We start from the raw sequence: 26,780 nt of genomic DNA, 5'->3' as shown, positions 1-26,780 counted from the left end.
CCTATTCAATTTCTAATAATACATCTCCTTCATTTACAAAATCGCCTTCTTGCACATTAATTTTCATAACTGTGCCAGCTTCTTCTGAAATGATTGGAATTTCCATTTTCATAGATTCCAAAATGACGACATCCTGCTCTTCCTCTACTGTATCTCCTACTCCTACAACAATCTTCCAAACGTTTCCTGCCATCGATGCGTATACTTTCGTCATCATTTTTTCCCCCTTAATATTGTTAAATCTTATTTTTTAACGAGTTGTTTCGTTACAAACCCCGTTGTATAAATACCCTCTTTGAACACTTCGTCTTCCAAAACTTGCAGTAGCATTGGCGTGTTCGTTTTAATACCTTCTACTTTTAATTCTTCTAGAGCATCATGTAATTTCGAAATTGCTTCTTCACGAGTCTCGCCATGTGCAATGACTTTCGCAATCATTGGATCATAGAAAGGTGTAATCGTTACATGATTTTCTAAGAAGTGATCAATCCGTACATTTGACGGTAATGTTAAATCTGTAATTTTCCCAGGTGATGGGAAGAATGTTTTCGGATCCTCTGCATAAATACGAGCTTCAATGGCATGACCACTGCGTTTTACATCATCCTGAGTAAATGATAGTTTCTCTCCACTTGCGATAAGGAGTTGCTGTTCTACAAGGTCTAATCCCGTAATTTCTTCTGTCACTGGATGCTCTACTTGTAATCTCGTATTCATCTCTAAGAAATAGAAGTTCTTCTGATCATCTACAAGAAACTCAACTGTACCTGCATTTGTATAGCCAAGTGCTTTGGCAGCTTGTACAGCAACTTCTCCCATCGCCTTTCGTGTACCTTCATCTAAAAATGGTGAAGGTGCTTCTTCGATTACTTTTTGATTTCGGCGCTGTACCGAACATTCACGCTCCCATAAATACACTGTGTTACCATGTGTATCTGCTAAAAGCTGAATTTCAATATGATGCGCATCTGCTATATATCGCTCTAAATACATTTCTCCGTTACCAAAGAAGTTTTGCGCTCTTGTTTTATTACTTTCAAACGCTTTGGTGAGCGTTTGCTCAGTTTCCATCAACTGCATACCAATGCCTCCGCCGCCTGCGGATGCCTTAAGCATTAAGGGATAACCAATTTGTTTTGCAATTTCAATTGCTTCTTCAGCAGTTTCAATATTTGTAGTAATACCTGGGACTACTGGGACATCTGCTGCTTGCATTGCGATACGTGATTCGATTTTACTTCCCATCTTCGTAATGATTTCTTCTGAAGGACCGATAAATACGATTCCTTCCTCTTTGCAACGAACCGGAAAAGACGGATTCTCTGATAATAAACCATAACCCGGATGAATCGCTTCTGCATTTGTCTTCTTAGCTATTTCAATAATTTTTTCAAGGTTTAAATAACTTTCTTGAACACGCGGTCCACCTACTAAGTAAGCTTCATTTGCCATCTTCACATGAAGGGCATTTTCATCTGCTTCAGAATAAATAGCAACAGTGCGTATGCCAAGTTTTTGACAAGTTTTCATAATACGAACAGCAATTTCCCCGCGATTCGCAATTAATATTTTTTGGAACATAGTGATTCCTCCCTTTTATCTACATCCTAAATGTCTAGCAATTACGAGACGTTGAATTTCAGAAGTTCCTTCACCAATTTCTAATAGTTTCGCATCACGAATATGTCGTTCAACTTCATATTCACGCATATAACCATATCCACCATGAATCTGTACTGCTTGATTCGCAATACGGCTTGCTGCTTCCGATGCAAATAGTTTTGCCATTGCCGCTTCTTTGCCGAAAGGTTTATCGTTATCTTTTAACCAAGCTGCTTTATGTACTAAATTGCGTGCTAGCTCTACTTCAGTCGCCATATCAGCTAATTTAAATTGAATCGCTTGGAAATTAGAGATTGACTTTCCAAATTGTTGACGTTCTTTCGCATATTGCAATGCACGTTCAAAGGCTGATTGCGCAATACCAACTGCCAATGCTGCGATTGAAATACGCCCTCCATCAAGTGTATATAAAAATTGTTTAAAACCTTTATTTACATCACCAAGAATATTTTCTTTCGGTACACGCACACCATCAAGTACGATTTCACAAGTATTAGAAGCACGAACACCCATCTTATCGTAAGGACTTGAAATCGTTAATCCTTCACTAGTAGTAGGCACGATAAATGCAGAAATACGTTTTCTACCATTCTCTTCAACACCGTTGACAGCGGTTACAATAATTGTATTTGCATACTCTGCGTTTGTAATCCAACACTTCTCACCACTGATTACATACTCATCACCATCTAATACCGCTTTCGTTTGAGTACCACCTGCATCTGATCCAGCATTCGGCTCCGTTAATCCGAAGGCACCTAATGTTTTACCTGACGCCATTGGAACTAAATACTTTTGTTTTTGTTCTTCTGTACCGAAATAATAAATTGGAGAAGCACCTAATGAAATTGTTGCAGCATAGCTTAAACCGGTGCCACCACAAGCGCGACCAATTTCTTCAACTGCTAACGCATACGATACCGTATCGCCACCTGAACCTCCATACTCTTCTGGGAATGGGATGCCTAATAATCCTAGTTCGCCCATTTTTTGAAATGTTTCATATGGAAACTCTGCAGTTTTGTCATAATATACAGCTTTCGGTGCGATTTCCTTTTCAGCAAAGTCACGTACCATTTCTTTAATCATTTGTTTTTCGCGAGTTAGAGTAAATTCCATTCCGCTACACACCCCTTATCGAATATTGAGTTTCGACAGCGTGCGAGTTTCTACTACAAACATAACAACTTAAAAGACAAGAATATTAGTTAGACAATTGCTACAATTCTGTCATAACTTAATTTTAAAACAGATTCTGTACTAATGCACAAAAAAATTCCTACATTGTTCTACAACAACATAGGAGGTTTTGTGTCGAATTATGTAATTTATTGTTTAATAATCTCTACCTTTTCCGGAATCAGAAATTTCTACTAATGCTTCAGGGTATGGTTCGAAATATGTTTGTCTTAATAAATACTTTTCATCAAATCGAATAGCCCATGATTTTAAAATTGTAAGTAAACTACTAAGTGGTATTTTCTTTTCTGCATACTTTTGTAACAGTTCTATAAAATGATCTTTTTCTTGTTTTTTTAACTTTGTTTTAAAATATCCAAAAATGTGCTCGCATACATTTACATTCGATGTATAACGGGGCGCACGCATAAATAATTCATATAAAGTCTTCTCATAGTTTTCAAATACCACTTCAATCTTTTCATTTTTTTGATTTGCAATTATACGCCCTAATTCCTTTTGTTTCACCTGATTATATGCCATAAATAAATATTTATTGTCCGACTGAAACGATACAAGGTCTTTTATATTTTTACTATGTTTAATCATTTTGTAATATGCGATTGTAAATAGCCTTGTAAAGAAATGCTCTCTAATAATAAAATTCGACAATCTGCCTTCCTCTTCAATAGGAAGATGCGAAAATTTTTTTACTACTGCTCCGCCAAATAAGCCCGATCCTTTTCCCTTTGCTGGCGCTTTTTCAAAACCAGAATAAATTTTCACATCACGCGTACCACAACTTGGTGAACGATTCTTTAAAATAAAACCATCCACATCCGGTATCGTTTGTAAAAAGTCATTTGAAAACTGCTCCATTTTTTCAGTTACATCTTCTCGTGTCGACGGTTGCACAAGTCTATTCTCACCATTTTCTTCTACAATTCGTATCGTTTCACGAGGAGTCCCCAATCCAATCTCGACTTCTGGACAAACAGGTATAAATGTAACAAATGGCTGCAAATTTCGTATTGTTACATCTGGAATCATCTCTCCATTATAACGACAAGCATCAAATTCTAAACATTTACTTACGACGATTGTTGGTTTTGCAAATTGTCGCATCTTATTACCTCCTTAGTGCTAGCCCGTATAATATAAATTGTACTAAGATTAACATTTTAAGCAAAGTTTGATTCATTTATTTTTATGAGAAATATATATCCAATGATATATTAACAATCATTCAACTCTATTTTCTATAAATGTGCGCCTTATTAATGAGGGTTTAGATATTGTGAAATGAATAATACACACTTGCTTCGGAGAAATTAATGATTAAGAAAGGAGGGATTGTTATGAAAAAGAAATTATCATCTATTTTAAGTGTTTTAGCACTATCTATTATGTTTTTAGGTACATCTACACAAGCTGAATACGATGGAAATAATATGAATAGAGTTAATAACACTGATATTTCAACTCGAGTAAATGACAATAACTTAGACAGAGTTAATAATGATGTAAGAACTCGAAATGTAAATACAACAAATGATTTAAATGATAATCGTGATAAAAATAATAATTGGGCTTGGCTTGGTTTATTAGGACTAGCAGGATTATTAGGTCTTAGAAGAAGAGACAAAGAAACACGCTGATTTAGAATGTTTTTAGTAAACAAGTACTTATTTATCAAAAATATATAATGAAAATAAATCGCCTTTTTAAAGGCGATTTATTTTTACTTAAAAGTAATGTATGTAATTCACACTTCAACGATTAAAATCGTGGAGTTAATCCATACAATATAAATTGAATCGTATTTTCAATTTCCGCTTCATCATTCCATTTTTCTTCAGGCAATAATAAAAATCGTGTTAATAATAAACCTAATACAGCTGATAAAGTAAGACGTAGTACGGAAGATGGTGGTATCTCAATAATTTCCCCTACTTCTTGAAATTTCACAATCAACTTTTTGAAATGTGAAAACAGTTCTGTTTCTACTAATTGCTGTATTTCATTTTTCAGTTCTGGTTGGAATGGCACCTCTTGAATTAATATTTTTATCATAGGAAAGTGTTTTTGAGCAAATTTAAACCTATTATGAATTACAACCCTTAAAAGTCTTTCATATGATTCATACTCCGATTTAAATATTTCTTTTGCAAAGGTTTGTACGAAAAATGGTGCAGCGAACTTAGTTAAAGTTGGCATTACGACCGCTAGTAATAAATCTTTTTTCGTCTTATAGTAGCGGAAGATTGTTCCTTCCGCTACACCAGCCCGTTTTGCAATTTCACTTGTTGAAGTTGAAGCGTATCCTTTTTCTCCAAACATATCAACAGCCGCCTCTAATATTCGCATTTGACGTTCATTTTTTTTATCCGTATTAGTTGCAGCTATTAATTCCTCCAGCCAATCCTTCTGCATTTATAAAGCTCCTTTTTGTCATTATTATATTTTGCGATGTTTCTTTAAAGCAAATACATTTCCTACTGCAAATAATATTGAAAAAAGGAATAATACAGTAAGATCTAATGCAATCTCTGTAAACCCTTGATTCCGAATCATCACTTGTCTCATTGCGTCAGCGCCGTATGTGAGTGGAAATACTTTCCCTAACATTTGTAGCCACTTGTTCATAGATTCCATTGGAAACAATCCAGAAAAGAAGATTTGTGGCACAATAACAAGCGGTATAAATTGAATCATTTGAAATTCATTATTTGCGTATGCCGATAAAAACGTACCTAATGTTAGTGCAGTTAAAGAGAGCATACATGTAATAAGTAGCGTTAGCCATATAGAGCCAGCTACGTATAAATCTAAAATATAAACGGAAAAACTTACGATAATTATGGATTGTATAAAGGCAAAGATTCCAAAACCAATAATATAACCTGCGACTATTTCCCATCTTCTTATTGGGGTAGATAATAACCTTTCTAGCGTACCACTTAAACGTTCTCTTACGAAGGATACACCTGATAATATAAATACAAAGAAAAATGTAAAGAAACCAATTAATACAGGACCAAGCCCATCAAACATCGTAAAGTCTTTAGAGCCATGTAAAAAATTTACTTCAGGTTTCATAATCGATACATCATTCTTCTCTGTGCTTTTTTGCAATACTTGAAGTACAGCACGATTTTTTGACGAATCACTACCTTCCAACAGAAGTTTCATTTTTCCATTCTCTATTCGAAGTATTGCATCTACCTTTTGTTTTTCTAACTCAGAAATCGCGTTTTCTTTACTGTATTCATAAATTGACGCTTCTTGATTTTTCATCACTTTTACTATTTGAGCGGGCATATCAACAACAGCAATTTGCGGTATATAGTCTTTTTGTGTAAACACTAGCGATAATAGCCAAAGTAATAACATTGGTGCCCCAAACATCATCGCTAACGAACGCTTATCTCGAAAAAATTGGCGAATAATACGAATGATTACACCAGTAACTCTCATGATGACACCACCTCTTCCAACAAAAAGACATCTTCAATCCGTCCAGATGACACGCGTTTTTTCAATTCTTCAGTTGTTCCAACCGCAACTAGTTTCCCTTCTCTAATTAATCCTAGACGCTCACAAAATTCAGCTTCATCCATAATGTGCGTCGTTACAATAATCGTTGTGCCTTTCTTTTTAAGATCATAAAATTTTTCCCAAATCGTTTTCCTAAGAAGCGGATCTATCCCCACTGTAGGCTCATCTAAAATTAATATTTCTGGTTCATGGAGGAGTGCTATTGCTAATGATAAGCGTTTTTTCATTCCACCTGAAAATTGTTGTACTTGCTTTTTCATATACTGTGACAATTGTACAAGTTCAAAAACCTCTGCAATTCTTGTCTTTTTACTTTTTCCCTTTAATCCATACATCGTTGCTATAAAATCTGCATTTTCATATGCTGACAATTCTTCATATAATGCATCCGCCTGGGCCATATAACCAATTCGTTTCATTGCATTTAAATTAGGCATATTAGTATTATTAACAAGCACTTCACCTTTCGTTGCCTCATTAATACCTGCAATCATTTTAATGAGCGTTGTTTTCCCCGATCCAGAAGGTCCAACAAAACCAAAAATCTCTGCTTTTTCAACTTGCAATGAAAGATTGTGTAACACTTCTTTTTTTCCAAAACTTTTTGATACAGTCCGTAAAATAATTGAAGGTTGTTGCACGTTTCATCCTCCTTTTCCAATAAAAATGAGTGAGTACTCACTTTTATTTTACTCTTGCTTAATTATATGTCAAACTTCGTTGATTAGTATGTATGTTCAATCACCGATATTAAACAATGAAACAGAGTCGACATTAGAATTTCATTTCCTAAAGTCGACTCTGTTTCATTTAAACTATAAATTTCACTTTACGTTTTTAAATTCATATACTTCCGAATTCTAGCAACGTCTAAAGAATATTCGATAACTAATTGCTGTAACGGTAAAATAACTGTGTCAGGATATAAATGTGCATATTGTAATGTTTCTGCATATTTTTCTAACCTTTTTTCTAAATACTTTATTATTTGATCAGGATGACTTACTAATAAACATTTACAATAATAATGGATTTGTTCCTCAATCGCCGTGTATTCTTCAATTTCATATTCTTTATGCATGTGTACACCCCTTTAAGTTTTTTATATGAATTACTTATCACAATTTTCACTCGACAAATTTTAAGTTTTTTGATTATTTACACTATAACAAACACTGAGGGTCAAATTTTGTTACTTTATGTAACGTAGAAAATTTTTAACAAAATTGTAATGTTTACTCCTGCAAAATACAGAAAGCCCCTTTACTCATTTTTGTATAAAAAAAATCGTACAGCTTAATTTAGCTGCACGACTACAATTTCTGGCCTATTCAAAATCCTTTGCGGAATGATACTATTTCCTAATCCTCTACTCACTACCATTGATGTATTTTGTTCTACATATAAACCCGCTGTATATTTAGGTAAAACACCTTGATTTGGCGCAACTAATCCTCCGATAAATGGCAATCTAACTTGCCCTCCATGAGCATGTCCCGATAAAACCAAATCCAACCTCTCATTCGTATATTCCTTTATAAATTCAGGCCGATGGGATAATAATACATTATATTTATCTGGCTGCATTTCAATTTTCGCTTTTTTAATTTCATCTATTATAATATTTCCTTCATCACGGTTTCCAGTAACAAACTCTGGATCATCAATACCTAGCAAGTTTATTTCTTGCTCACCCTTTCGAATGCCTACATGTTCATTCCTTAAAACATTGACATCATATTTCTTCAACTCTTTTTCTAAATTGTTATACTTTCCAGACCATTGTTCATGGTTTCCTGTCACAAAATATACAGGATATTTCTTTACAATTTCTCGTATTAATTGCATACTAACTTCTGCATCGTATGATTTACTGTCAATTAAATCACCCGTAATCGCAATAATATCTGGGTCTATACTTTTTATTTTTTGAATTAACACATCTTGATTATCGCCAAATTTTTTATTGTGTAAGTCTGAAATTTGTAGAATTTTATACCCTTTAAAAGAGGATGGTATTTTACTAGAGGTTATTTTACTAGAGGTTATTTTAACCTCAGTTATACTTATTAAATTGTTCTGTAAATATAAAAAGATACTACAACCTACTAATGTAGCAATAAGTAATATACTTCTTTTAATCTTCTTGCTCATATTCCCTCCTAAAATCTTCATCAATACTACAATTCTCAAAAACATTTCAATAGATTATTCTTTTTATCTAACGGTTCTCTTTTAAAGTGAAATCGATTTAACTACGATAATCAAGTACAAGTTTCTAATTTTAGGAACTGAAGAACTTATATCACTCTGTTGAAGTAAACATGCCCGGTTCTGTTCTAATCGTAACTCTATCATATAACATTAAAGCCGAAATTCCCAAGTTAAGGAATTTCAGCTTTTTGAGTTCGTATGAATATCTTAGTTTTAGTTCTATGTATCTTGCCGTTGTACATCTTAGTACATACCAGTTGTCTCTCTATATGTGGTGAGTTTTTTATCTTTTTCAATAATCAACTATGTATAAAACATTTAACTTAGTTAATACCCTTAATGAATATCATGCTTTTTAAAGTTTCCGCCTTGTACTTCCGCAACATCATATACAGTGACAAAGGCATTTTCATCAATTTCATGAATAAGTTCCTTCATTGTTTCTAAATTTTAAAATTATGTAGCGTCATTCCATTCAGACTTCAATATTGAATATTGATATTCATCAATCCACTGCCCTTTTAGCATGTAATTCTGTAATAAATGACCTTCTCTCCTCAACCCCACTCGTTCTAGTACAGAAATAGACTTATTATTTCGAACGTCCGAAAATGCAATCACTTTATGTTTCCGTAATGAATGAAATATGTAATTCAGTAAGGCACAAACAGCTTCAGTTGCATAGCCTTTCCCCTGATATTCTGGAGAAAGAGTAAATCCAATTTCTACGATGCGAGGTTCATTTACAAGTGTGTGAAGTGCACAATCTCCAATTATTTTGTTATTTTCAGCCAAAGCAATTGCGAACTGGAACCAAGTACCTGGTAGATTAGGATTATTTTTAACTTGTTCATTTACAAACGTTTTAGCCTCATGATATTGATAATTAACCCATGACTGGAATTTAGCCACTTCTGGATTAGAACGATAAAAATGAAAGTAGTTAGTGTCATCCATACTAAACCTTCTCAAAACAAGACAATCTGTTCTCCAAAAGACTTGATTGTCATTCTCCATAACTATTCACCCTCTTTTCTACATTAATTATATCTTTATAATACATAGGTATAAATAGTTTACATGCTTATAAAAAAGCGATTCTTTTCACATTAAAAAGAATCGCTTTCCAAGTTCTTATTTTTAATTATATTACATAAAGAATTGAAAGATTATTACTTAAGAGCCTTAACTATAACTTCCGTTGCCTCTGCAATGAGTTGATTATCATAGCTAGCCTCTTTCTCATCTTTACTAGATAAAATTGCGATGATAATTGGTGCTCTATTCGGAGGCCAAACGATAGCAATATCATTTCTTGTCCCGTAACTGCCAGCACCTGATTTATCTCCAACTACCCAGTCAGTTGGTACGCCTGCACGAATAAGTTTGTCCCCTGTAGCATTTCCTTTCATCCACTCTGTAAGAATTTTACGTTTTTCAGCTGGAAGTGCATTTCCGACCGTAAAAGCTTTAAGATTCGTAGCAATTGCTTTCGCTGTACTAGTGTCACGAATGTCTCCTGGAATAGCTTCGTTTAATTCTGTTTCAAAGCGATCAGACATAGTAACCCGATCCCCCATCTTTCTAAGCGCTTTTTCATATCCTTTAGGTCCGCCTATTTTATTAAATAAAATGTTCCCTGCAGTATTATCACTTGAACGAACAGCAGCCTCAGCAATTTCTCCTAGTTTCATTCCAGTATCTACATGTTTCTCTGTAACAGGTGAATAATCCACTAAGTCTTCTTTCGTAAATGTGATTACTTCATTTAATGTATCAATTGAGTTTTGCTGTAGTAATACTCCTGCTGCTAAAGCCTTGTAGGTTGATGCGAAGGCAAATCTTTCGTTAGATCGATAAGAAATTGTTTGATTTGTACCAGTATCAATCGCATATACACCTACCCGAGCATCAAATTTTTTCTCAAGTTGAGAGAACTCTTTATGCGTCGCCTGATTTTTATGTTTCACTTGTCCAGTCTTTTCTTTCGCTTCAACTTGCAGTGCCCCTCCTGTAAAAGCTTCTAGGCTTGTAATACTTAAACCTAATATACCAACGCATATTCCTATTTTTAGCATCCTCTTATTTTTCAAAATCATCATTCCTTCCAAATTTTTAGCACCTTTTTATACGTACACATAATAGACAATCACCGAACCAAATTTGTTCCATAAACTAAAAAAATTATAGCTAGTATGAGAGTTATTAACAAAATAAGAGATAGTAGCTACGACGCCTCTATCTCCTATTTCATATTTCATTTTTTTACTTATAAATGGCTTTATATGAACAGGGTCTTTCCCTGAGAAAAGTACTCTAATTTTGCTTAGAACTACCTGTACTAGTAGCTTCACCATGTATACGTTGCTGTTTTAAATCAAAGTATACATCTAATACTTCCTTTCCGATTATAGAATTAATTCCATTTTTATCATCATGAAGCCATGGAACTACTACGGAAAATGCTACTTCTGGATTATCATATGGAGCATATCCAACTAACGTTAAGTTGTAACATTCCATACGTTCTCCTTTTGCATTTCTACCAATCGGGTCATCTCCACCATATACAGTTTGGGCTGTTCCTGTCTTTCCTGCTGGTTTATATGGCGCGTTTTTGAAATATTTCACGCCAGTTCCATCACCTTCTTGGAATACCCATCTAAACCCTTCTTTTATCCGATCAATATGTTCTTTCTTCATATCAATTCGATTTAATACGACAGGCTCTATGGAACGTATAACTTTGCCAACCTCTTCTTTTATTGATTGTTCTCGTATTTCTTGTACAATTTGAGGTTGCATTCTATAACCACCATTCGCAATCGTTGAAATATATTGCGCTAATTGCAACGGCGTATACGTATCATACTGACCGATAGAAAAATCTAGTAAAAATCCAGGTTGACTATCTACTTTTCTCGTTTGTCCAATTATTTCATTCGGTAAATCAATACCTGTTGGGACACCTAAACCAAATTGCTTGAAATAATAGCGCATCGTATCAAATGCACCTTGTTTAATATCCAATGAGCCATTTGGTACGTAATTAACTCCCGCAATTTTTAAAGCTGTCTGGAACATGTATACATTTGAAGATACTTGTAAAGCCCGTAAATCATTAATATTACCAAATCCGGATACATTCCACGATTTCTTAGCTTGTGTACCTTTAAATTTCATCGGCGCGTCATAAAATTGATCTCCTGGATGTATTGCGCCTGTCTCATATCCAGTTAATAAAGTAGCACCTTTTACAGCTGACCCTAGCTCATACGAAGTTGTCATGTTTCCTAATGCCAAATCCTCAACCTCTATTTCCCCTTCTTTTTCTACAATCTTTTTGCCTGCCATTGATAAAATTTGTCCGTTATTTGGATTCGTCATGACAACAAAAGCTCGATCGAGCAGTGGCTCTGAACTCTTAAAAGCTCTCAAGTTTTTCTCTATACTTTCTTCCACTTTCTTTTGTAATTCCATATCAATCGTTAATGTTAAACTATTACCACTTTTTCCTTTAGAGATTATTTCTGTGCTAACAATGTTTCCTGATTTATCAGTAATATTTTTCACTTCTTCTTTTGTGCCGTGTAATACATCTTCATATCGTTGTTCAATATAACTTTTTCCAACACGATCATTACGGTTATATCCACGTACTAAATAAGAATCTAAATTTTCTTTCGGTAATCCTTCTTCACTACTCGTAATATTTCCTAATACAGAACGAAATAAATTACCGTTTACATAATTACGTTCCCAATCAACAGTTGCATCTACTCCTGGAAAATTCGCAAGATTTTCGCTTATCCGCGCATACTCTTCATCTGTTACATCTTTTTTAATGATTTGTGGTGTTAGTTGATAACCTGAACTCATTTTACTTTTAATAGCTAACACCTTTAAATCTTGTGCTGTTAATTCTGCTAATTCTACCTCTGTAACACGACCTCGTCTTAAGTCTTCTATTTTTTTATCTAACTCTTTTCCCTCTATACCCTTTTCTTTAAACTTTTCTATATCTTTCTTAGTAATCTTTGTCTCCGCACGTTTCGAATTCAACTGCATCCAAAAATCTTTTTTATCGATATCTGTTAATTTATTTATATCTTGTTCAGGCATTTCAAGTACTTTCGCCAAGTCTTTTGCTGTTTTTAAAATATCTTCACTCGTAATTCCCTTCACCCTTGTATACGTAATTGTGCGAAGAGATTTATTATTAACAACTGTTTTCCCTTCTCGATCTAAAATTTGTCCACGTGGAACTGGAATACTAGTTATTGCATTTTGACTACTTTCCACTTGGTTCTTATAAGCCTCTCCCTCAACGATTTGTACCTTTCCTAGCTGCATAATAATAGCTGAGAATAGTACAAATATGCAAAGGAACATTATATTTAATCGAATAGATATATATGTCTTCTGCTTCTTGCCTTTTTGTTCTTTCATAAATCCTCCATTTAATCCTTTCAGAAATTGCTACAAATACTAAAAGCATTCCTTATATATTAGATACCGATAATCGGTTATAAATATCGCCTCAATTTTTTGCTTAATCCTTGTAAGCAACCATTCCTTTTCGTTTAGCTACGGAATTAATAACTCTCCCTTCCTGTTTTCTCTCTATTTTTTTGCCACTTGCATGAGAAGTGCTAAACTGTATAATGACTCTTATTAAACTTACATATAAACTTGCTAGTAAATTTTCATGCTAATTATTCCTTTCTTCATGCTGTAATACTTAATAGACAACCTAAACAATAAAGTTGTTCCACATTTACAAAAAAAATAATTAAATATAAGATGAAATAGGCTACATAAGGGAGGGTTATATGTTACATATAAAAAGATGGAGATTTTTTGCGGTTTTTTCTATCGTAGGTTTGATTTTACTAATTTTATTAAAAATCAACTTCATTTCAATTACTATCGCAACTTCTTCAGCTGAAAGAGGAAAGATTTTTGATCAAAATGGTGTAATACTAGCTACAAATAAAAAAGTTAAGTCTCTATATTGCACTTCTAATGACGAAAAGCTATCGAAACAAGATACATCAAACACATTAGCTTTTTTTAATCAATTTTCAAGCGAGTTTCAACATGATATTTCTACAGAGAACATAAAATCTCAATTACAACAATCTTGTAAAAAGCAGACTATGAATGATATACCGTTATACTCTGATATAACTGAGAATGAACTTGCATTCATAAACAAAAACAAACCCAATAATGTAATAATTAAAGATGAATGGATTCGATATTATCCTAAACACGAAATTGGTTCACAAGTAATTGGGTATGTAGAAAATGACCTTAATTCAAAGCATAAGGCTGTTGGAAAAAGCGGGATTGAGCTGCAATATGAAAATGATTTAAAAGGAAAACCAGGTAAAACTCTTATTTTTAAATTGAATAATAAAAAATTCTTATGGAATATTCAAAAAGTACAAAAAGGTAAAGATGTACGGCTAGCTTTAGACTCTGAGTTGCAGCAAAAGGCAGAAGAAGCATTAAGATCTCAAATTAAGAAAACACCTGATGCTAAAGCTGGTTATGCTGTAGTAAGCGATGCAAAAACTGGCGCAATTTTAACTATGGCCAACACGGCAGTTTTTGATCCAAATATATTAAATACACGTGTATCTTCTAGAAAAGAAAACATTAACTCTCTTTCGCAAAATAAAGCAATTCAAAAATTAAAGTATGGTGAATCTTATGTAAATATGGCTTCTACTATAAAACCACTCACTATTTTAATTGGATTAAACGAAAAGCTTTTCCAACCCGAAGATACTTATTTAGATAAAGGGACTTTTCAGTATGATAATCAAAATAACATTACGAATGCACCTGGAACGCCAACAGGGGAGATTACACCGAGGCAGGCTATCATTAATTCATCTAACACATTTATGACAGCAAAAGTAGCTCTGCCCCTATTCAACCAAAATAATGGGAATATAGAAAAAGTGGCACATATATGGACAGATTATTTAATGCAATTCGGCCTACGTTCTAAAACCGGGATTGATTTACCCTTTGAAGAAGACGGACAATATGAATTCCATCCATCTAATAAGTTTGAAAATGGAATCTCCGCTTTATTAAACGCCTCTTGGGGAGGAAATGAAGTGCATACCCCTCTTCAACTCGCTCAATATGCAGCAACATTGGCAAGTAAAGGTGATAAATATAAACCTCAAATCGTAAGTGCCATTATTGATCAAGATGGTAAGGAAACAAAAAAGTTTAAACCAATTTTAGAAAGTTCAAATCGTTATCCGATGAACTTTTGGAGTGTCGTGCAAGGTGGAATGAGTCAAAATATAGAGGAAATTAAAAAGTTGCCCTTTGACGTCGCAGGTAAAACAGGTATTACAGGTTTTCCAAATGAGCAAGAAAGAATGATAAATCATTCTCTTTTCATTGCTTATGCTCCTACTGAAGATCCACAAATTGCCGTTTCTGTCGTTATTCCTGGTAGTAATTCAGAAAAAAACATCGCTGCTCTCGTTACATCAGAAGTTTTAAAGTCTTGGAATATACTTCAAAAGAAGGATAAAGATAAAGAGGAAGGTTCATTAAAGTGAACCTTCCTCTTTTACCATATAGATTCTATATTCGTTATTTCCCATATACCTTCATGATTCTTTTCGAACATGAAAGAATATTTAATATCAGTTAAAATATACTTTTTTTGTACATATCCAGTAGTATCACCGTTAATAGTCGATATTTTTATATATCCATCATTCTGCACTTTTTCCGGGATCCAAGCTTTTACCATTTCATTAGATACTTCATATAAAACTTTTGATTCTCGGTTTGGTTCAGCTAAAATTTTCGTTTTGTTTCCAGTAACAGTTGCATATATAAAATGCGCTTGCTTTGGTTGGTTACTTTCTGTCAATCCACTTGGTACTTTGTATACTTTTTTTGTATCATTTGCAAACTCTCCCCCCATTGCAAGGGCGACTTGCAACTCATGAAAAATATCTTCATCAAACTTCAATTCATCCTTCTTATAACTCTTCCCTTTAAATAGAACTTCATCATTTAACGCTTTATACAGGTCATTTTCATTTTTTGAATTTGTGCTTTGATATAAATCATTCATAAATTGTTTTAATGATGGATCTTGAGCAGATTCATCTTTTGTTTTCGACTTAATTTGAGTACTACTTTGTACTGGTGATTTATTATCATCAGGCCAAGGTTGTTGAACAATAAAAAATAACATTGTACAAACCAACACAACTACAACAGGCAATACTTTTTTACGAAATGGTCTCTTATTTGTTACAGAATCCACTTCACTATTTTGATATACCGATTGCTTTATTTTATAAATAAATTCTTCTTCATCTTTCCGATGCTTCATTGGGCCTTTTTTCAATTTACTATACCAGTCAGGATTTTGTTTATTGTTCATCACTACTACCCTCCCCTATTAGTTTTGAAACCTTACTTCTCGCTCTACTTAATCTCGATTTTACAGTTCCAATGGATACTCCTAATGTTTCAGCCATTTCTTCATATGATAATTCATATTTTGCGTCCAATATAATTATTTCACGGTGCTTTTTAGGTAGTTTTAATACAACCTTCCACACCTCATTCATCTCTTCTTGGTTAAAAAATTCTTGTTCTGCTGACAGGGATTGCTTATCGTCACTAAAAAATCCTATTAAAGATATCCTTTTAAAATAGGAGGATTTCAAATAGTTTATTGCCGTATTTCTTGTGATTTTTAATATCCACGTTTTAACAGATGACTCCTTTCGAAATGAATTCCAATTTTTAAACACCTTTATAAATACATCTTGTGTGATATCATCTGATAAGTGTGGATCTTTCGTAATAATAAATGAATAATTCCATACATCTTGCCAATAGTCTTTTATAACATAATCCAGCTCATCATGATTACACTTTTCAATAAACGTCTGTTCCATTTCCACACCTCAAACTTATTTGAATAAACATAAAAACTGCCCTCACTTTTATTATGGTTTCAATATATAGACAAGATACAAGTTTCATTTGTTCCATTGTTTATCTTTTTTCAAGCAGAATAATACTACTAAAAAACAAGTAAAGCATACAATGATAAAATTCTACTCATGAAAATCTGTTTTTTGAATTTAACGTAACACTCCACTTGTCCATTTCAATTTGCTATACTCTTCTATTTACCATTAGCAATGCCAACTTTTTAGAAATGAAAATTAAGATAAGGTATTAACTTTCTAGAGTCGCAGCAAAAAAGCATTCTCGATTAGAAAGAATGCTTTTTTGAAATTTAATTGTTCTATATTTTCCCCAATTTATATCTTTGAGTTAAGCAAACATGTAATAAATTTAGTCAAAAAATTCACCTTATAATTAAGTATTATTTCTGAAATACATGTTTTACTTTTTCACCTGGAACGTTACTTCCTCCTCTTCCTTTTACATCTTCAATCATCATTGTAACAATCATGTCTGGCGCATTTGCATCGAAAGCTGCGAACCATCCCAGTTCTTTTCCGTCTGCTTCTTTCGACTCTTTCAGTTCTGCTGTACCAGTTTTACCAGCAAGCGTTACACCATCAACCTTTGCAATTCTCCCTGCACCATCAGGGTCATTAATGACTTTGATTAATGCACTCTTTAATATCTCTTGATTCTTTTTAGAAACCACATTTTCTTTCCAATTCCCTGCTACTTTTGCTTCTTTTAAAAGATGTGGCGACGGAATATTCCCTTCATTCACAATCGGTGCATATGTTAATGCTAAATGAAGTGGCGTCATTAATACTTGTCCTTGTCCATAGCCCGTGTCTGCTAGTTGAATATCGTTTTTTATCCCATCTTTTGCAATGATTGAAATAGGAAATTCGTATTCGATTGGTAATTTTTCATGAAATCCGTACTTTTTAAATTCCTTTACATACTGATCTTTTCCCATTTTCAAAGCTTGTTGAGCAAAATAAATATTATCAGAGTACTTCATTGCCTTATCAAAATCAATTGGACTTGCATCCTTTACACGCGTTACATAGTAATTTCCCCAAGACGAATCTTTTGTCCACTTCAATCCTTGAATTTTAAATTCTTCCTTCGGATTTATTGTGTTTGTTTCCAAACCAATTGCACCTGTGATCGTTTTAAATACGGAACCTGGTACAAATGCTTGTGTAAAGCGATTCGTCATTGGTAGTTTCGAGTCGTTACTCCATGCTTCTCGTTGGGCTTTCGATGCTCCTCTAACTATTATATTTGGATTATAAGCAGGGCTACTTACAAGTGCGATTGTTTCACCTGTTTTAGGATTGACCGCTGCACTAGACCCTGCTTCATTTTTCATCTCATTAAAGATTTTTTCTTGAATTGCAGCATCAATTGTTAACGTAACATTTTCTCCTTCTTTTGCTTCTTTTTTTGCTACGTTTTTAATCTCTTTCCCATTCTCATCTTCTATAAATACGCGTCCACCCTTTTCACCACGCAATTTATTTTCTAACACTTTCTCTAAACCGGTCTTACCTACTAAATCATCCGCTTGATAACCTTGTTTTTGAAGTGATTTTAACTCCTCCGCATTCACCTTTCCTATATATCCAGTTAAGTGTGCCGCTGCTTCACCTAATGGATACGTACGAATATTTACTGGGTGAGATGAAACTCCTTCTAATTCAATATAATCATTCTGTCTAGTTCCCTCTTTTAAAATACCAATTGGTACAAAGGAGTCTGGTTTTATCCATTTTGCTGTGAGCTTTTGTTCGACCTCTTCTATAGACATATCAAGTAATTGTGCTACTATTTCTTTCGTTTGCGCTGCTGTTTCGCCTAGTTTCTCTGGAATAATTCCAACCTCAGTTGCTTTACCATTCGTTGCAAGCCCTTTTCCATTGCGATCATATATTTCTCCGCGTTTTCCTTGCTCTATTTGCATACGTACTTTGTAATCTTTTTTCATACCTGGGAAAATGAAGTCTGGTGTCCAATCTATTTTCCAAGATTCTTTATCTTTCACAAGTTTTGCTTCGTGGATAAATGAAACTGGTCCTACATCCGTATCCATCTTAACTTCAAAAAGAAAAAGCTCTTTATCTTTCGTATTCTCTCCTTTCATTTTAACTTTTAAATTCTTAGCTCCAATCCCCTCATAGATTTTTTGATATTTTTCTGTGAATTCTTTTTTAGAAATCGATTTTTTTGCATGATCTGATAAATGATCATACATATTTGCAAATTTTTTATCATTCCATAAATTGATATATTCTTCAAATGCTTGTTTTGGCGGTTCGTTTTTATTACATCCTACCAACATAACTGCAACACAAACGAAAAGCAGCATCCATAATTTTTTCAATTCAATCTTCTCCCTTATTTAAAAATGATGATTCCTTTCTTAATTTATTTAATAGAAAATGTTTTAACGCTTAATAGACAGTGTAAGTAATGACATTGTTCCATATTTTAAAAAAATAGACCTAATTGGAATTCATCAGAAATTAATAGATACAAAAAAACGCCATACTTTCTGTAAATTTCTACAAAAAGAATAGCGTTTTCTTATTTTATCTTTCTATATATGCTATACCGTGAGCTCCTTGATTTACAGAAGGATCTGCATTTCGATCTCCTGGATCAACTTCAATGGTATGAACATTCTTGTAATTAACTAAATCTAATACACTTATTGTCCCTGATCTAAGGTTAGAAACATATCCAACCGTTCCGTCCGTAGAAGAACGCATTGTAATTGGGAGTAAATCCACTTCTATTGTACCTAACACATTTAACGATTCTCCATCAAGAACAGAAACATACCCTGGTGCTGGAGAAAACATATTTCTTGTTCTCTCTCCATTCTTATTCTGAAAACGCGTATGTCCTACCAATACTTTCCCATCATTCGTTACATGAACCGGAGTAATTAAATCTGAAAATGATTTTGTCTTTATAATTTTATCGGTTTCTGTATTAATGATGCTAAGTGTAGGTTGCTCCTCTTTGTAGTCTCCAAGTAAACATGGTGAAGGGATATAAACTCGATTACCTTTAGGAGAAATAGCTAGTTCTTCACTACCATAGGGCATAAATAATTTTCCAATTAATTCCTTACCATGTGTATCTAAAACCGATATAAAGGGCGCCTCTTTATTAGAGGAATATCCTTTTGTACCATCTGGATTCGTAACAAACCAATGTGGACCAGCTGCTTCTGTAGAGATTCTATCTAGCACTTTTCTCGTGTTAGGATTAATAATTAAAATTCCTCCTTCACCAGATTCAACACTTACATACAATAAGTCTTTTTTTTCATTATAAACTAAACCATGTGGTGCAAATTCCGGCGAGATATCAATGATATCAATTACTTTAAATTGATCCATATCGATAACTAAAATTTCATGGCTTTTTTCCGGATTATTTCTATAAAAACCTGAGCGATAAGTAATACTTACATATAACAATTGACGCTTAGAATCGAAACATAATTCATGAGGTTCTGTAACTGGAGAATCTATAACCCCTATTCTTTCAAAATTTTTCGCATTGAAGAAATGGATTTGATTACCGCTGGAGCTAACGACTGCCAAAATAGGATTATTTTCTTTAGAAATATTCATTAATTAAACCCTCCTTGTTATTTGTTCCAAATTTCTTAAGTTCCATAGAAATCAGCATATTTAAGTAATTTGTATTATTACTAAGACAAATTATAAACAATTTTCACCTCCTTTCATTTAAATTAGTTTAACTTATAATAAGCTAGACTAACTTTTATTCCGTAAAAATACGTTGAATTTAATAATCCAACGTATTTATCTACCTTCTCCAACTTTATCTTTTATACTTACATGTATTTTATTCAATAACTTTCCAATACTTTACTCCTCAATTAATGATGCACAAGAAGCACAGAAAGTAAGTAATTAGCGACATACCATTTCTTTGTCTCCTGCATTATCAGATACTCATAACATAAATAAACCAAGCTTAGCTGCCATTTAATCAGTTTCCTTTGCTGCCGTTTTTTTTAATTCATTCTGCGTACAGCTCTATTCTTTGGGTAATCGTTCTATAGATTGACAAATTTGCTTCAGATTCTTGTTTTTTATTGAACTATTCCTGTGTTGAAAAACTAATTACAATTAGTTAGCTTAACTAACTATAATTATAAATACATTCACATTTTATCGCAAGAGTTTTAAGAATCTTCGAATAAATGAATAGAGAGATAGAATTATTTTCATCCTAAGATACATAATCTTAAGTTGATAGTGATGCATAACAAGAATTTCGTACGTTAATAAAAAAACTTGCTACATATGTATGTAAATTTTAATTGCCTACTAAAAAATAACGTATTTACAGGATGTATGAAAATTATACAAAAAGTAATAATTCATCGTTTACCCAACAATAGATAATATGGATAAAGAAAAAATACTAGAGAATATCACAGTGTAGTAGTCTCAAGTATTTTAACGGCTATGCAATACGAAGGGATAAAAAAAGACCTCTTACGGAAAGATAAGAGGTCATCAAGAAGATAAAAATGTTGTATTTGAAACACGCGAGTTTCTAATTCATATTATAACACAATATATTTATATATTCAATATATACATAAAACAAAGGATATATGTTCAAAAAACACACGGGATATTAATTTGGAACAGTATGTTTTATTCTTTTAACCTATTTCTTCTACAATGCCGTGATTGTAACAATGAATGGTCGCCTCTATATACTGATGAGCAATTGTAGCAAGTTTTTCTAAATTCTCTTCCGTTACCTCATGAATAAACAGAACAAAATTACTATCGGATTCGGAGTCTGTTGAAATGGAACCATCGATCCGTTATGAAATGTTGAGCTTGCATCTCCTAGATTCCATGTAAATATTCGCTAATTCCAATCCCCTTTCGTGTCTATTTTATGTTTAATATAGTCTCGTACCGTATAAACGGGAAATGTTGTTAATTTGAAAAGAGAGCGGAATAAAATTTCTTTATCGCCTCTGTTCTTTTTTCTGTATGATAGAAAAAACGGAGAAAGATGGAATTTTATCTATCCTCATCACTTGTTAGAAAATTCTAATTTGATTAAATTAAAAGAAAATGATACATTGATTTTAGAATAATAATCCAATTAATGGATGACAACCTGATACCTGTAAGTGGACTATGACAATGTCAGATAAACGGGAGGAATTTAATATGAAAAAATTATGTTCATTTGCTTTAATCGGTGCCTTAACCTTTTCGGGTTTTATCGTTTTAGACAGTACGCTACCTGATAAAGCGCGCGCTGAAGTAAATACGATTAAGCAAGCTTCAGCTGTTGTGGATGATTGGCCATGGCAGACGTATTTCTTATTGCATCACAACGTGGACTATCTACAAGAATTAGCCCCTGGTACGTTAAAACAAGGTGATACGTTTGATACGACGGTATATATAGGCGGAAAAGATGTAGGTGTTGTAAAGATTTATCGATTGAACGGAGAAGGTAAATTGCAACGCTACAAAACCATTTCTGCAGGTGAGGCTGGACACCACTACTATTCTAGGTTCAAAACACCAATTACAACGGTTTACACACCAGGTACATATGTGGCAGTACTAAAAGTAGACAATTCATATTATTATGGTGGCTCCTTCCAAATTACAAAGTAAAACATATAGGTATATTTGTCTGAAACGCACTGGGTTACGGTGCGTTTTTGTTATCTAACGAATAAATGATCACGCGGGAAGTCAAAGCATATTATCGAAACGGAGCTGAATGTGATGAAAATTGTAACAGTTAATGCGGATGCAACAATCCATGTTGGTATTTTAAAAGGGATGACAGGATGTGTTACTAGTTATGATGCGGATATTGGGATGGCCGAAATCTAATTGGATCCATTTACAACGGTTATAATTAGGTCTGTATTTCTAACGCAATAAGGTTTGTATAGGATTCTTTAGAAAATTAATATTTGATTTTTATAGTGATTCAATACATTCTATGATTAAAACTAAGTTACATATTTTAAAATCATCACCAGGAGAATCTGCAAATTTACGGGTTCTTATTTAAAACATAATGCCAGAAAAGCTGAGGTGAATAAAGTGCAAAGTTTAAAATCTTTAAAACGTGACGTATACATTTTTCTTCCATTGTCTATTTATTTTTCCTCCATTTTTATTTCATTCTATATTATAGAGAATACATTCAACTTGCTAAGTTTTTTACCAGCACTTGGAACCCTGTATGTCTGGGTAACTAGTGTGATAGACATTAAAAATAAAAATTACAAAATAAAAAAGCATCTGAACTAGATGCTTTGCTCTTAATGTTATAGAATATTGACGCCCATGACCATACAGCTACCAAAAACAATACATACCAAACCTAAAAATATTAAAAACTCTGGCAGATCAAAATGTTCGAGTAACGCGCCTATTAATAATAAAAAGGGATATACTAGAATTTCAATCCAGGTTACGCCCCCTGCTTTCTTTATTTCTCGGTAAGATACAACGCTGACAAGTAAAACGCCTACTACAATCAACCCTATTCCTAACATCATCCATTCACCCTTTTGAAAATTTAGTATTTCACTTTCATATACTGCTCTTTTACGAGCACCAATAATTCCCTCAGTTTCTTCTCTACAGGATGTTCTTGATTTTCTGGTACTTCTCTCCCGTATGATGAGAAGCTTTGTGAGCAAGCACTAGTTGTAACTGCCAATTTCGCGTATGAGAATGTATGCTCATTTTCTTTACCAATGTTTTCAGTAGTGCCTCCATTTGAACCAACGCGTATACAGCTTTCATCAAGTTTGGTGCGCTTACCTTCCTTGTTAACCGTGTAATACGTGTCATTGACTTCCCCATATTTCATATCGGCTGTAGATGTAACTGCGGTCCCGTCTGCAGAAAAAGTGACGACACGAAATCCATCTTCTTCTGGCAACAACTCAGCTCCTGGAACATTGTATATAACCAAAAGGTCTCCTTCGTATGCTTCAGGAATGAGATAGATTGTATCTGTAATGTCTTTTCCGAATCGGATACAACCGCTTAAAAGAATCATAATAAAGATCCCGCAATACATTATAACTTTTCTCATAGAGTCTCTCCCGTTATGTGTAAGAATGTATAGTATGTATTATATAATTCAATATATTTCCTTGGATAGAATAAGTTTTTAGTTTGAAGACGATTTTACTATTGTCATATAAAAGAGTTATGTCAGTGGATGATTAGCACAAAGAGAAATGGAGTGAATTGATGAGCAGACGTTTTGCATTAACATATGAAAATAAGATTTTGAGAAAGATAATAATTACCGTAAGTATTGTCATACTCGTTTTCATTGCAACAGGGTGTGATTCTGTCCAAAATGAGGCAAAGGATGTAACGGATATTCCGCTTAACAGCAAACTAGATTCCCTTATTTCAGAAAGTATCATTGCCTGGAATCAAGACAAATTAAATCATACAGAAAAACAATTTGAGACGCATGTAATCTATGGAACTGAGATGAAGGATGAAAAAATGTATGTCTACCTCCATTCCCTCATGCAAGGATATAACCGCGAAACACAGACAGTTCCTCAAGCAGGACATTTACTTCCAGTCCGTGTGACAGTCACAAAAAATGGGGATGATTACATCATTGAAGATTACCGTGAACCAGAAGATGGTGCTGAAAATGAACCTACTTTGCGCAACATGTTCCCGAATAAGTATGCGGATCAAGCACTTGCTATATCAAATAAAATAATACAATCATTAGAATCTCGTATGCAAGAATCCGTTTCTAAGTGGCTGGAAGAAACAAATAATGAGAGACAAGAAAGATAACAAATATACTATTTATAATCGAATACAAAACAAAAAAGGAGAGAAATAATCTCTCCTTTTTCTACTTTATACCTAGCATTATTTGTTATATCCACCAAGTTGCTGTTCTGCCATAGCAACGAGACGTTTTGTGATTTCTCCACCTACAGAGCCGTTCGCTCTTGCAGTTGAATCCGCACCTAATTGTACGCCGAATTCTTGTGCAATTTCATATTTCATTTGATCCAGTGCGCTTTCTGCACCTGCAACCACTAAAGAGTTGTTACGATTGTTTGCCATCACATATCACCTCCTGTACGTTTAATATGCTACGAAACAAAGAAAATATTATTAGTAAATAAATCCATTTATAACGTGTACTTTCAACCATTTTACTTTCCCATTACAATTTCAGCATAATAACAGTACCAGTTTTCTTTATTTGCATGAGTTTACAGAATGTGAAATATGATTATGAAGAGTTTTATTTTACAAAAAAATTTATCGATGTAGTTGTATTGCAAGTTCTTCTAAAATATTGACAGATAATATGCCGTGTGTTAAATTCAAAATATTTAAATATTAAGGAGATGAGTGACAGATGTCAGTTAATAAGATAGAAGAATATTGGTATATGTACTCTAAAGAAAATGAGTTAAACATGAGTGTTCCAGATGCATGGATGTTTGGAGATGGTTCCAAAGAAATGGGAGATGAATTAGGAAGTTTAGTAGTTAAAGGAATCAAAACAGGAACATGCGCTGCACATTGTGTTTATGAGCTTGAAGGGGAAGAAATTCAAAAAGTTGGTCAGTACGATATTGTATTGGATGGAGACAATAATCCATTAGCAATTATAAAATATACAAAGATCGATTTACTAAAAATGAATGAAGTAACAAGTAATTTTGCAAGATCTGAGGGTGAAGGCGATTTAAGCTATGATTATTGGTATAGTGAGCACGTTAAATTTTTCACTTGGGAATTAAGTCGGTATGGACTTACTTTTACTCCAGACTTAATGCTCGTTTGTCAAACGTTTAAAGTAATGGATGTTTATAAAAATTAAACATGAATGAAAATCAAACATGTTTATTTTATATTATGTTTTTAAGCATTTCGTCATGTAAAAAAACAAAATCCCCTTAATACAGGGGTTTTGTAATCTATACTGTTCATAATCCTTAGTAAACCGCTGATACTTTTTGGATAGTTCATACTCAATTTTATCGTACGCCATTGTACCTGCTAATTCTTTACGTGTCTGTTCTTCAATATATCAAAATAATATAATCAATTCCATCATCTTAACGCCTCGCTATTTGGTTCAAAACTAGAGCCATTCGTGGATAAAGCAGAACAATATGCCATACTTATCCTTTATTGTTCCTTTATACCTTTAGTAATTGTGTATCGATAAGGCTTATCGCCTTCTCATACAACTTTGGATGAAGTGAATAGCTGAAAATAAAAGGAACTCTCAGAATAAAGTTTTTAATCAAGTGCGTTCCTTTTATTACTTACTATTTAGCCTACGTACATATTACATAGTGTATTTTTTATCCAATAAATTGGATTAAAACCTGGTTAAACTTTTCCCGCTCTTCCCAGAATGTGCCGTGACCACTGAATTGAAAAGGTACAAGTTGTGCATTTCCCAATAATTTTTGCGTCTCTTCTCCCTTAGTAAATGGAACAATTTTATCGTGAATACCGTGAATAATTAGCGTCTGTACATTTATTTTACCAAGATCGCTATACACATTTTCATCTCTCAATGTTCTCATAATCGCAGCTGTCGACCAACTAGCCGCTTCCAATCCTAACTGTAGAAACCATTCGAAAAATGGTCCAGTGATTTTCTGAAAGAAAAATTGATCTGTTACACCCTGCAACATATTAGGGCGATCGTTCAGTGTGTCTGTAATGAACTTATTCGCAATCCCTTTTTCCACACTAGTTGGAGATGCAGCACCAATTAGGACTAATTTGGATACTCCAAATCCTTGATAACGAGCCATATAACGAATTGAAATTGCACCACCTGTGGAGTGTCCTGCTAGTGTGACATCTTTAAGCTGTAACGCTTTAATTACTACTGCTATATCATCTGCCAATCTATCAAAATTGTATCCACTGTATGGTTTGTCTGAATTGCCGTACCCCCTCCAATCAATGCCTATACATCGATATCCCATTGCTGGAAGTACATTGTACTGATATTCGAATTGCTTATGGTTTAATGGCCAACCATGTATAAAAAGTATTGTTTTCTTACCTTTCGGATTTATATCTTCTACAAAAATTCTTACATCAGATTCAACAGGTATTAAGTATCCCATGCAGACTCCCCCATGTAAT

Annotated in this window: 25 protein-coding genes and 1 pseudogene; 5 read left to right on the top strand and 21 right to left on the bottom strand. The window is 33.6% G+C overall.

The window, feature by feature from the left end; genetic code table 11:
- Position 1 precedes the first annotated feature (1 nt).
- The 4 genes from QCI81_RS26310 to QCI81_RS26295 all read right to left on the bottom strand — a co-directional run bounded on the left by QCI81_RS26310 (position 2) and on the right by QCI81_RS26295 (position 3,927).
- Positions 2–217 carry an acetyl-CoA carboxylase biotin carboxyl carrier protein subunit gene (locus QCI81_RS26310; protein ID WP_001987345.1) on the bottom strand — a complete coding sequence of 72 codons (216 nt, stop codon included), beginning with the start codon at positions 215–217 and terminating at the stop codon, positions 2–4.
- A gap of 26 nt (positions 218–243) precedes the next feature.
- Positions 244–1,581, bottom strand: a complete 1,338-nt coding sequence (locus tag QCI81_RS26305) for an acetyl-CoA carboxylase biotin carboxylase subunit (RefSeq protein ID WP_000486742.1) — start codon at positions 1,579–1,581, stop codon at positions 244–246.
- Between the two features lie 15 nt (positions 1,582–1,596).
- Positions 1,597–2,742 (bottom strand): acyl-CoA dehydrogenase, encoded by a 1,146-nt coding sequence (locus QCI81_RS26300; protein ID WP_000397282.1) that lies wholly within the window; start codon positions 2,740–2,742, stop codon positions 1,597–1,599.
- A 216-nt stretch (positions 2,743–2,958) separates the two neighbouring features.
- Positions 2,959–3,927 (bottom strand): YbgA family protein, encoded by a 969-nt coding sequence (locus QCI81_RS26295; protein WP_044306560.1) that lies wholly within the window; start codon positions 3,925–3,927, stop codon positions 2,959–2,961.
- A gap of 233 nt (positions 3,928–4,160) precedes the next feature.
- On the opposite strand from QCI81_RS26295, the gene QCI81_RS26290 reads away from it, so the two are divergent.
- The gene (locus QCI81_RS26290) at positions 4,161–4,460 is read left to right on the top strand and encodes a WGxxGxxG family protein (RefSeq protein ID WP_000728157.1); all 300 of its coding nucleotides are present in this window, start codon (positions 4,161–4,163) and stop codon (positions 4,458–4,460) included.
- Between the two features lie 121 nt (positions 4,461–4,581).
- On the opposite strand, the gene QCI81_RS26285 is transcribed toward QCI81_RS26290, so the two are convergent.
- The 9 genes and pseudogenes from QCI81_RS26285 to QCI81_RS26245 form a co-directional block, all read right to left on the bottom strand.
- The gene (locus QCI81_RS26285; protein WP_044306561.1) at positions 4,582–5,235 is read right to left on the bottom strand and encodes a TetR/AcrR family transcriptional regulator; all 654 of its coding nucleotides are present in this window, start codon (positions 5,233–5,235) and stop codon (positions 4,582–4,584) included.
- Between the two features lie 24 nt (positions 5,236–5,259).
- Positions 5,260–6,279 (bottom strand): ABC transporter permease, encoded by a 1,020-nt coding sequence (locus tag QCI81_RS26280; RefSeq protein WP_071730014.1) that lies wholly within the window; start codon positions 6,277–6,279, stop codon positions 5,260–5,262.
- Positions 6,276–7,001 carry an ABC transporter ATP-binding protein gene (locus QCI81_RS26275; protein WP_071730013.1) on the bottom strand — a complete coding sequence of 242 codons (726 nt, stop codon included), beginning with the start codon at positions 6,999–7,001 and terminating at the stop codon, positions 6,276–6,278. The genes QCI81_RS26280 and QCI81_RS26275 overlap by 4 nt, the downstream gene beginning before the upstream one ends.
- Positions 7,002–7,189: 188 nt before the next feature.
- Complete coding sequence (locus tag QCI81_RS26270; RefSeq protein WP_000548621.1) at positions 7,190–7,441, bottom strand: hypothetical protein; 252 nt, start codon at positions 7,439–7,441, stop codon at positions 7,190–7,192.
- 215 nt (positions 7,442–7,656) lie between these two features.
- Positions 7,657–8,514, bottom strand: coding sequence for a metallophosphoesterase (locus QCI81_RS26265; protein ID WP_071730012.1), 858 nt, complete (start codon positions 8,512–8,514; stop codon positions 7,657–7,659).
- Between the two features lie 396 nt (positions 8,515–8,910).
- A pseudogene (locus tag QCI81_RS26260) lies at positions 8,911–9,012 on the bottom strand (DUF2179 domain-containing protein); the annotation flags it as partial.
- 18 nt (positions 9,013–9,030) lie between these two features.
- Positions 9,031–9,591: a GNAT family N-acetyltransferase gene (locus QCI81_RS26255; RefSeq protein WP_048656286.1), complete on the bottom strand. Its 561-nt coding sequence runs from the start codon at positions 9,589–9,591 to the stop codon at positions 9,031–9,033.
- Between the two features lie 155 nt (positions 9,592–9,746).
- Entirely contained in the window at positions 9,747–10,673 is a 927-nt protein-coding gene (bla, locus tag QCI81_RS26250; RefSeq protein ID WP_002152885.1) for a class A beta-lactamase Bla1, read from the bottom strand.
- A gap of 217 nt (positions 10,674–10,890) precedes the next feature.
- Positions 10,891–13,023, bottom strand: coding sequence for a peptidoglycan D,D-transpeptidase FtsI family protein (locus QCI81_RS26245; protein WP_071730011.1), 2,133 nt, complete (start codon positions 13,021–13,023; stop codon positions 10,891–10,893).
- Positions 13,024–13,406: 383 nt separating this feature from the next.
- Between QCI81_RS26245 and QCI81_RS26240 the strand changes: the two genes are divergently transcribed.
- On the top strand, positions 13,407–15,167 hold the full coding sequence (locus QCI81_RS26240) for a peptidoglycan D,D-transpeptidase FtsI family protein (RefSeq protein WP_071730009.1): 1,761 nt from the start codon (positions 13,407–13,409) through the stop codon (positions 15,165–15,167).
- 11 nt (positions 15,168–15,178) lie between these two features.
- Here the strand turns inward: QCI81_RS26240 and QCI81_RS26235 are convergent, their stop codons facing one another.
- The 4 genes from QCI81_RS26235 to QCI81_RS26220 form a co-directional block, all read right to left on the bottom strand.
- A complete protein-coding gene (locus QCI81_RS26235; protein ID WP_071730007.1) occupies positions 15,179–16,009 on the bottom strand; it encodes an anti-sigma factor in 831 nt (276 codons plus the stop codon).
- On the bottom strand, positions 15,999–16,532 hold the full coding sequence (locus QCI81_RS26230; protein WP_053564459.1) for an RNA polymerase sigma factor: 534 nt from the start codon (positions 16,530–16,532) through the stop codon (positions 15,999–16,001). Before QCI81_RS26230 ends, QCI81_RS26235 begins: the two co-directional genes overlap by 11 nt.
- Before the next feature lie 437 nt (positions 16,533–16,969).
- Positions 16,970–18,937: a penicillin-binding transpeptidase domain-containing protein gene (locus QCI81_RS26225; RefSeq protein WP_071730005.1), complete on the bottom strand. Its 1,968-nt coding sequence runs from the start codon at positions 18,935–18,937 to the stop codon at positions 16,970–16,972.
- 208 nt (positions 18,938–19,145) lie between these two features.
- Positions 19,146–20,201, bottom strand: coding sequence for a YncE family protein (locus QCI81_RS26220; RefSeq protein WP_071730003.1), 1,056 nt, complete (start codon positions 20,199–20,201; stop codon positions 19,146–19,148).
- Positions 20,202–21,797: 1,596 nt separating this feature from the next.
- On the opposite strand from QCI81_RS26220, the gene QCI81_RS26215 reads away from it, so the two are divergent.
- A complete protein-coding gene (locus QCI81_RS26215) occupies positions 21,798–22,256 on the top strand; it encodes a DUF5065 family protein (RefSeq protein ID WP_023521971.1) in 459 nt (152 codons plus the stop codon).
- Between the two features lie 668 nt (positions 22,257–22,924).
- Here QCI81_RS26215 and QCI81_RS26210 read toward each other — a convergent pair.
- Both QCI81_RS26210 and QCI81_RS26205 read right to left on the bottom strand, forming a co-directional pair.
- Positions 22,925–23,158, bottom strand: coding sequence for a hypothetical protein (locus tag QCI81_RS26210; protein WP_002152897.1), 234 nt, complete (start codon positions 23,156–23,158; stop codon positions 22,925–22,927).
- Between the two features lie 20 nt (positions 23,159–23,178).
- Positions 23,179–23,703, bottom strand: coding sequence for a DUF6843 domain-containing protein (locus QCI81_RS26205; protein WP_001233337.1), 525 nt, complete (start codon positions 23,701–23,703; stop codon positions 23,179–23,181).
- A gap of 161 nt (positions 23,704–23,864) precedes the next feature.
- On the opposite strand from QCI81_RS26205, the gene QCI81_RS26200 reads away from it, so the two are divergent.
- Positions 23,865–24,440: a peptidase M56 gene (locus tag QCI81_RS26200; RefSeq protein WP_071730001.1), complete on the top strand. Its 576-nt coding sequence runs from the start codon at positions 23,865–23,867 to the stop codon at positions 24,438–24,440.
- A gap of 78 nt (positions 24,441–24,518) precedes the next feature.
- On the opposite strand, the gene QCI81_RS26195 is transcribed toward QCI81_RS26200, so the two are convergent.
- Positions 24,519–24,719: an alpha/beta-type small acid-soluble spore protein gene (locus QCI81_RS26195; RefSeq protein WP_000002881.1), complete on the bottom strand. Its 201-nt coding sequence runs from the start codon at positions 24,717–24,719 to the stop codon at positions 24,519–24,521.
- Between the two features lie 301 nt (positions 24,720–25,020).
- On the opposite strand from QCI81_RS26195, the gene QCI81_RS26190 reads away from it, so the two are divergent.
- Positions 25,021–25,488, top strand: coding sequence for an ASCH domain-containing protein (locus QCI81_RS26190; protein WP_025118480.1), 468 nt, complete (start codon positions 25,021–25,023; stop codon positions 25,486–25,488).
- Between the two features lie 490 nt (positions 25,489–25,978).
- Here QCI81_RS26190 and QCI81_RS26185 read toward each other — a convergent pair whose 3' ends face one another.
- Complete coding sequence (locus tag QCI81_RS26185; RefSeq protein ID WP_000540875.1) at positions 25,979–26,761, bottom strand: alpha/beta fold hydrolase; 783 nt, start codon at positions 26,759–26,761, stop codon at positions 25,979–25,981.
- Positions 26,762–26,780: the final 19 nt, after the last annotated feature.

It is taken from the genome of Bacillus cereus group sp. MG20 (assembly GCF_040459885.1).
Taxonomy (GTDB): Bacteria; Bacillota; Bacilli; order Bacillales; family Bacillaceae_G; genus Bacillus_A; species Bacillus_A cereus.
The sequence above is the reverse complement of the archived record's forward strand: the minus strand, read 5'-3'. Positions and strand labels throughout refer to the sequence as shown.

Excerpts from the sequence above, each read along its gene's own strand:
- QCI81_RS26310 (WP_001987345.1), bottom strand. The coding sequence starts at position 217 with ATGATGACGAAAGTATACGCATCGATGGCAGGAAACGTTTGGAAGATT.
- QCI81_RS26305 (WP_000486742.1), bottom strand. The coding sequence starts at position 1,581 with ATGTTCCAAAAAATATTAATTGCGAATCGCGGGGAAATTGCTGTTCGT.
- QCI81_RS26300 (WP_000397282.1), bottom strand. The coding sequence starts at position 2,742 with ATGGAATTTACTCTAACTCGCGAAAAACAAATGATTAAAGAAATGGTA.
- QCI81_RS26295 (WP_044306560.1), bottom strand. The coding sequence starts at position 3,927 with ATGCGACAATTTGCAAAACCAACAATCGTCGTAAGTAAATGTTTAGAA.
- QCI81_RS26290 (WP_000728157.1), top strand. The coding sequence starts at position 4,161 with ATGAAAAAGAAATTATCATCTATTTTAAGTGTTTTAGCACTATCTATT.
- QCI81_RS26285 (WP_044306561.1), bottom strand. The coding sequence starts at position 5,235 with ATGCAGAAGGATTGGCTGGAGGAATTAATAGCTGCAACTAATACGGAT.
- QCI81_RS26280 (WP_071730014.1), bottom strand. The coding sequence starts at position 6,279 with ATGAGAGTTACTGGTGTAATCATTCGTATTATTCGCCAATTTTTTCGA.
- QCI81_RS26270 (WP_000548621.1), bottom strand. The coding sequence starts at position 7,441 with ATGCATAAAGAATATGAAATTGAAGAATACACGGCGATTGAGGAACAA.
- QCI81_RS26265 (WP_071730012.1), bottom strand. The coding sequence starts at position 8,514 with ATGAGCAAGAAGATTAAAAGAAGTATATTACTTATTGCTACATTAGTA.
- QCI81_RS26255 (WP_048656286.1), bottom strand. The coding sequence starts at position 9,591 with ATGGAGAATGACAATCAAGTCTTTTGGAGAACAGATTGTCTTGTTTTG.
- bla (WP_002152885.1), bottom strand. The coding sequence starts at position 10,673 with ATGATTTTGAAAAATAAGAGGATGCTAAAAATAGGAATATGCGTTGGT.
- QCI81_RS26245 (WP_071730011.1), bottom strand. The coding sequence starts at position 13,023 with ATGAAAGAACAAAAAGGCAAGAAGCAGAAGACATATATATCTATTCGA.
- QCI81_RS26240 (WP_071730009.1), top strand. The coding sequence starts at position 13,407 with ATGTTACATATAAAAAGATGGAGATTTTTTGCGGTTTTTTCTATCGTA.
- QCI81_RS26235 (WP_071730007.1), bottom strand. The coding sequence starts at position 16,009 with ATGAACAATAAACAAAATCCTGACTGGTATAGTAAATTGAAAAAAGGC.
- QCI81_RS26230 (WP_053564459.1), bottom strand. The coding sequence starts at position 16,532 with ATGGAACAGACGTTTATTGAAAAGTGTAATCATGATGAGCTGGATTAT.
- QCI81_RS26220 (WP_071730003.1), bottom strand. The coding sequence starts at position 20,201 with ATGAATATTTCTAAAGAAAATAATCCTATTTTGGCAGTCGTTAGCTCC.
- QCI81_RS26215 (WP_023521971.1), top strand. The coding sequence starts at position 21,798 with ATGAAAAAATTATGTTCATTTGCTTTAATCGGTGCCTTAACCTTTTCG.
- QCI81_RS26210 (WP_002152897.1), bottom strand. The coding sequence starts at position 23,158 with ATGATGTTAGGAATAGGGTTGATTGTAGTAGGCGTTTTACTTGTCAGC.
- QCI81_RS26205 (WP_001233337.1), bottom strand. The coding sequence starts at position 23,703 with ATGAGAAAAGTTATAATGTATTGCGGGATCTTTATTATGATTCTTTTA.
- QCI81_RS26200 (WP_071730001.1), top strand. The coding sequence starts at position 23,865 with ATGAGCAGACGTTTTGCATTAACATATGAAAATAAGATTTTGAGAAAG.
- QCI81_RS26195 (WP_000002881.1), bottom strand. The coding sequence starts at position 24,719 with ATGGCAAACAATCGTAACAACTCTTTAGTGGTTGCAGGTGCAGAAAGC.
- QCI81_RS26190 (WP_025118480.1), top strand. The coding sequence starts at position 25,021 with ATGTCAGTTAATAAGATAGAAGAATATTGGTATATGTACTCTAAAGAA.
- QCI81_RS26185 (WP_000540875.1), bottom strand. The coding sequence starts at position 26,761 with ATGGGATACTTAATACCTGTTGAATCTGATGTAAGAATTTTTGTAGAA.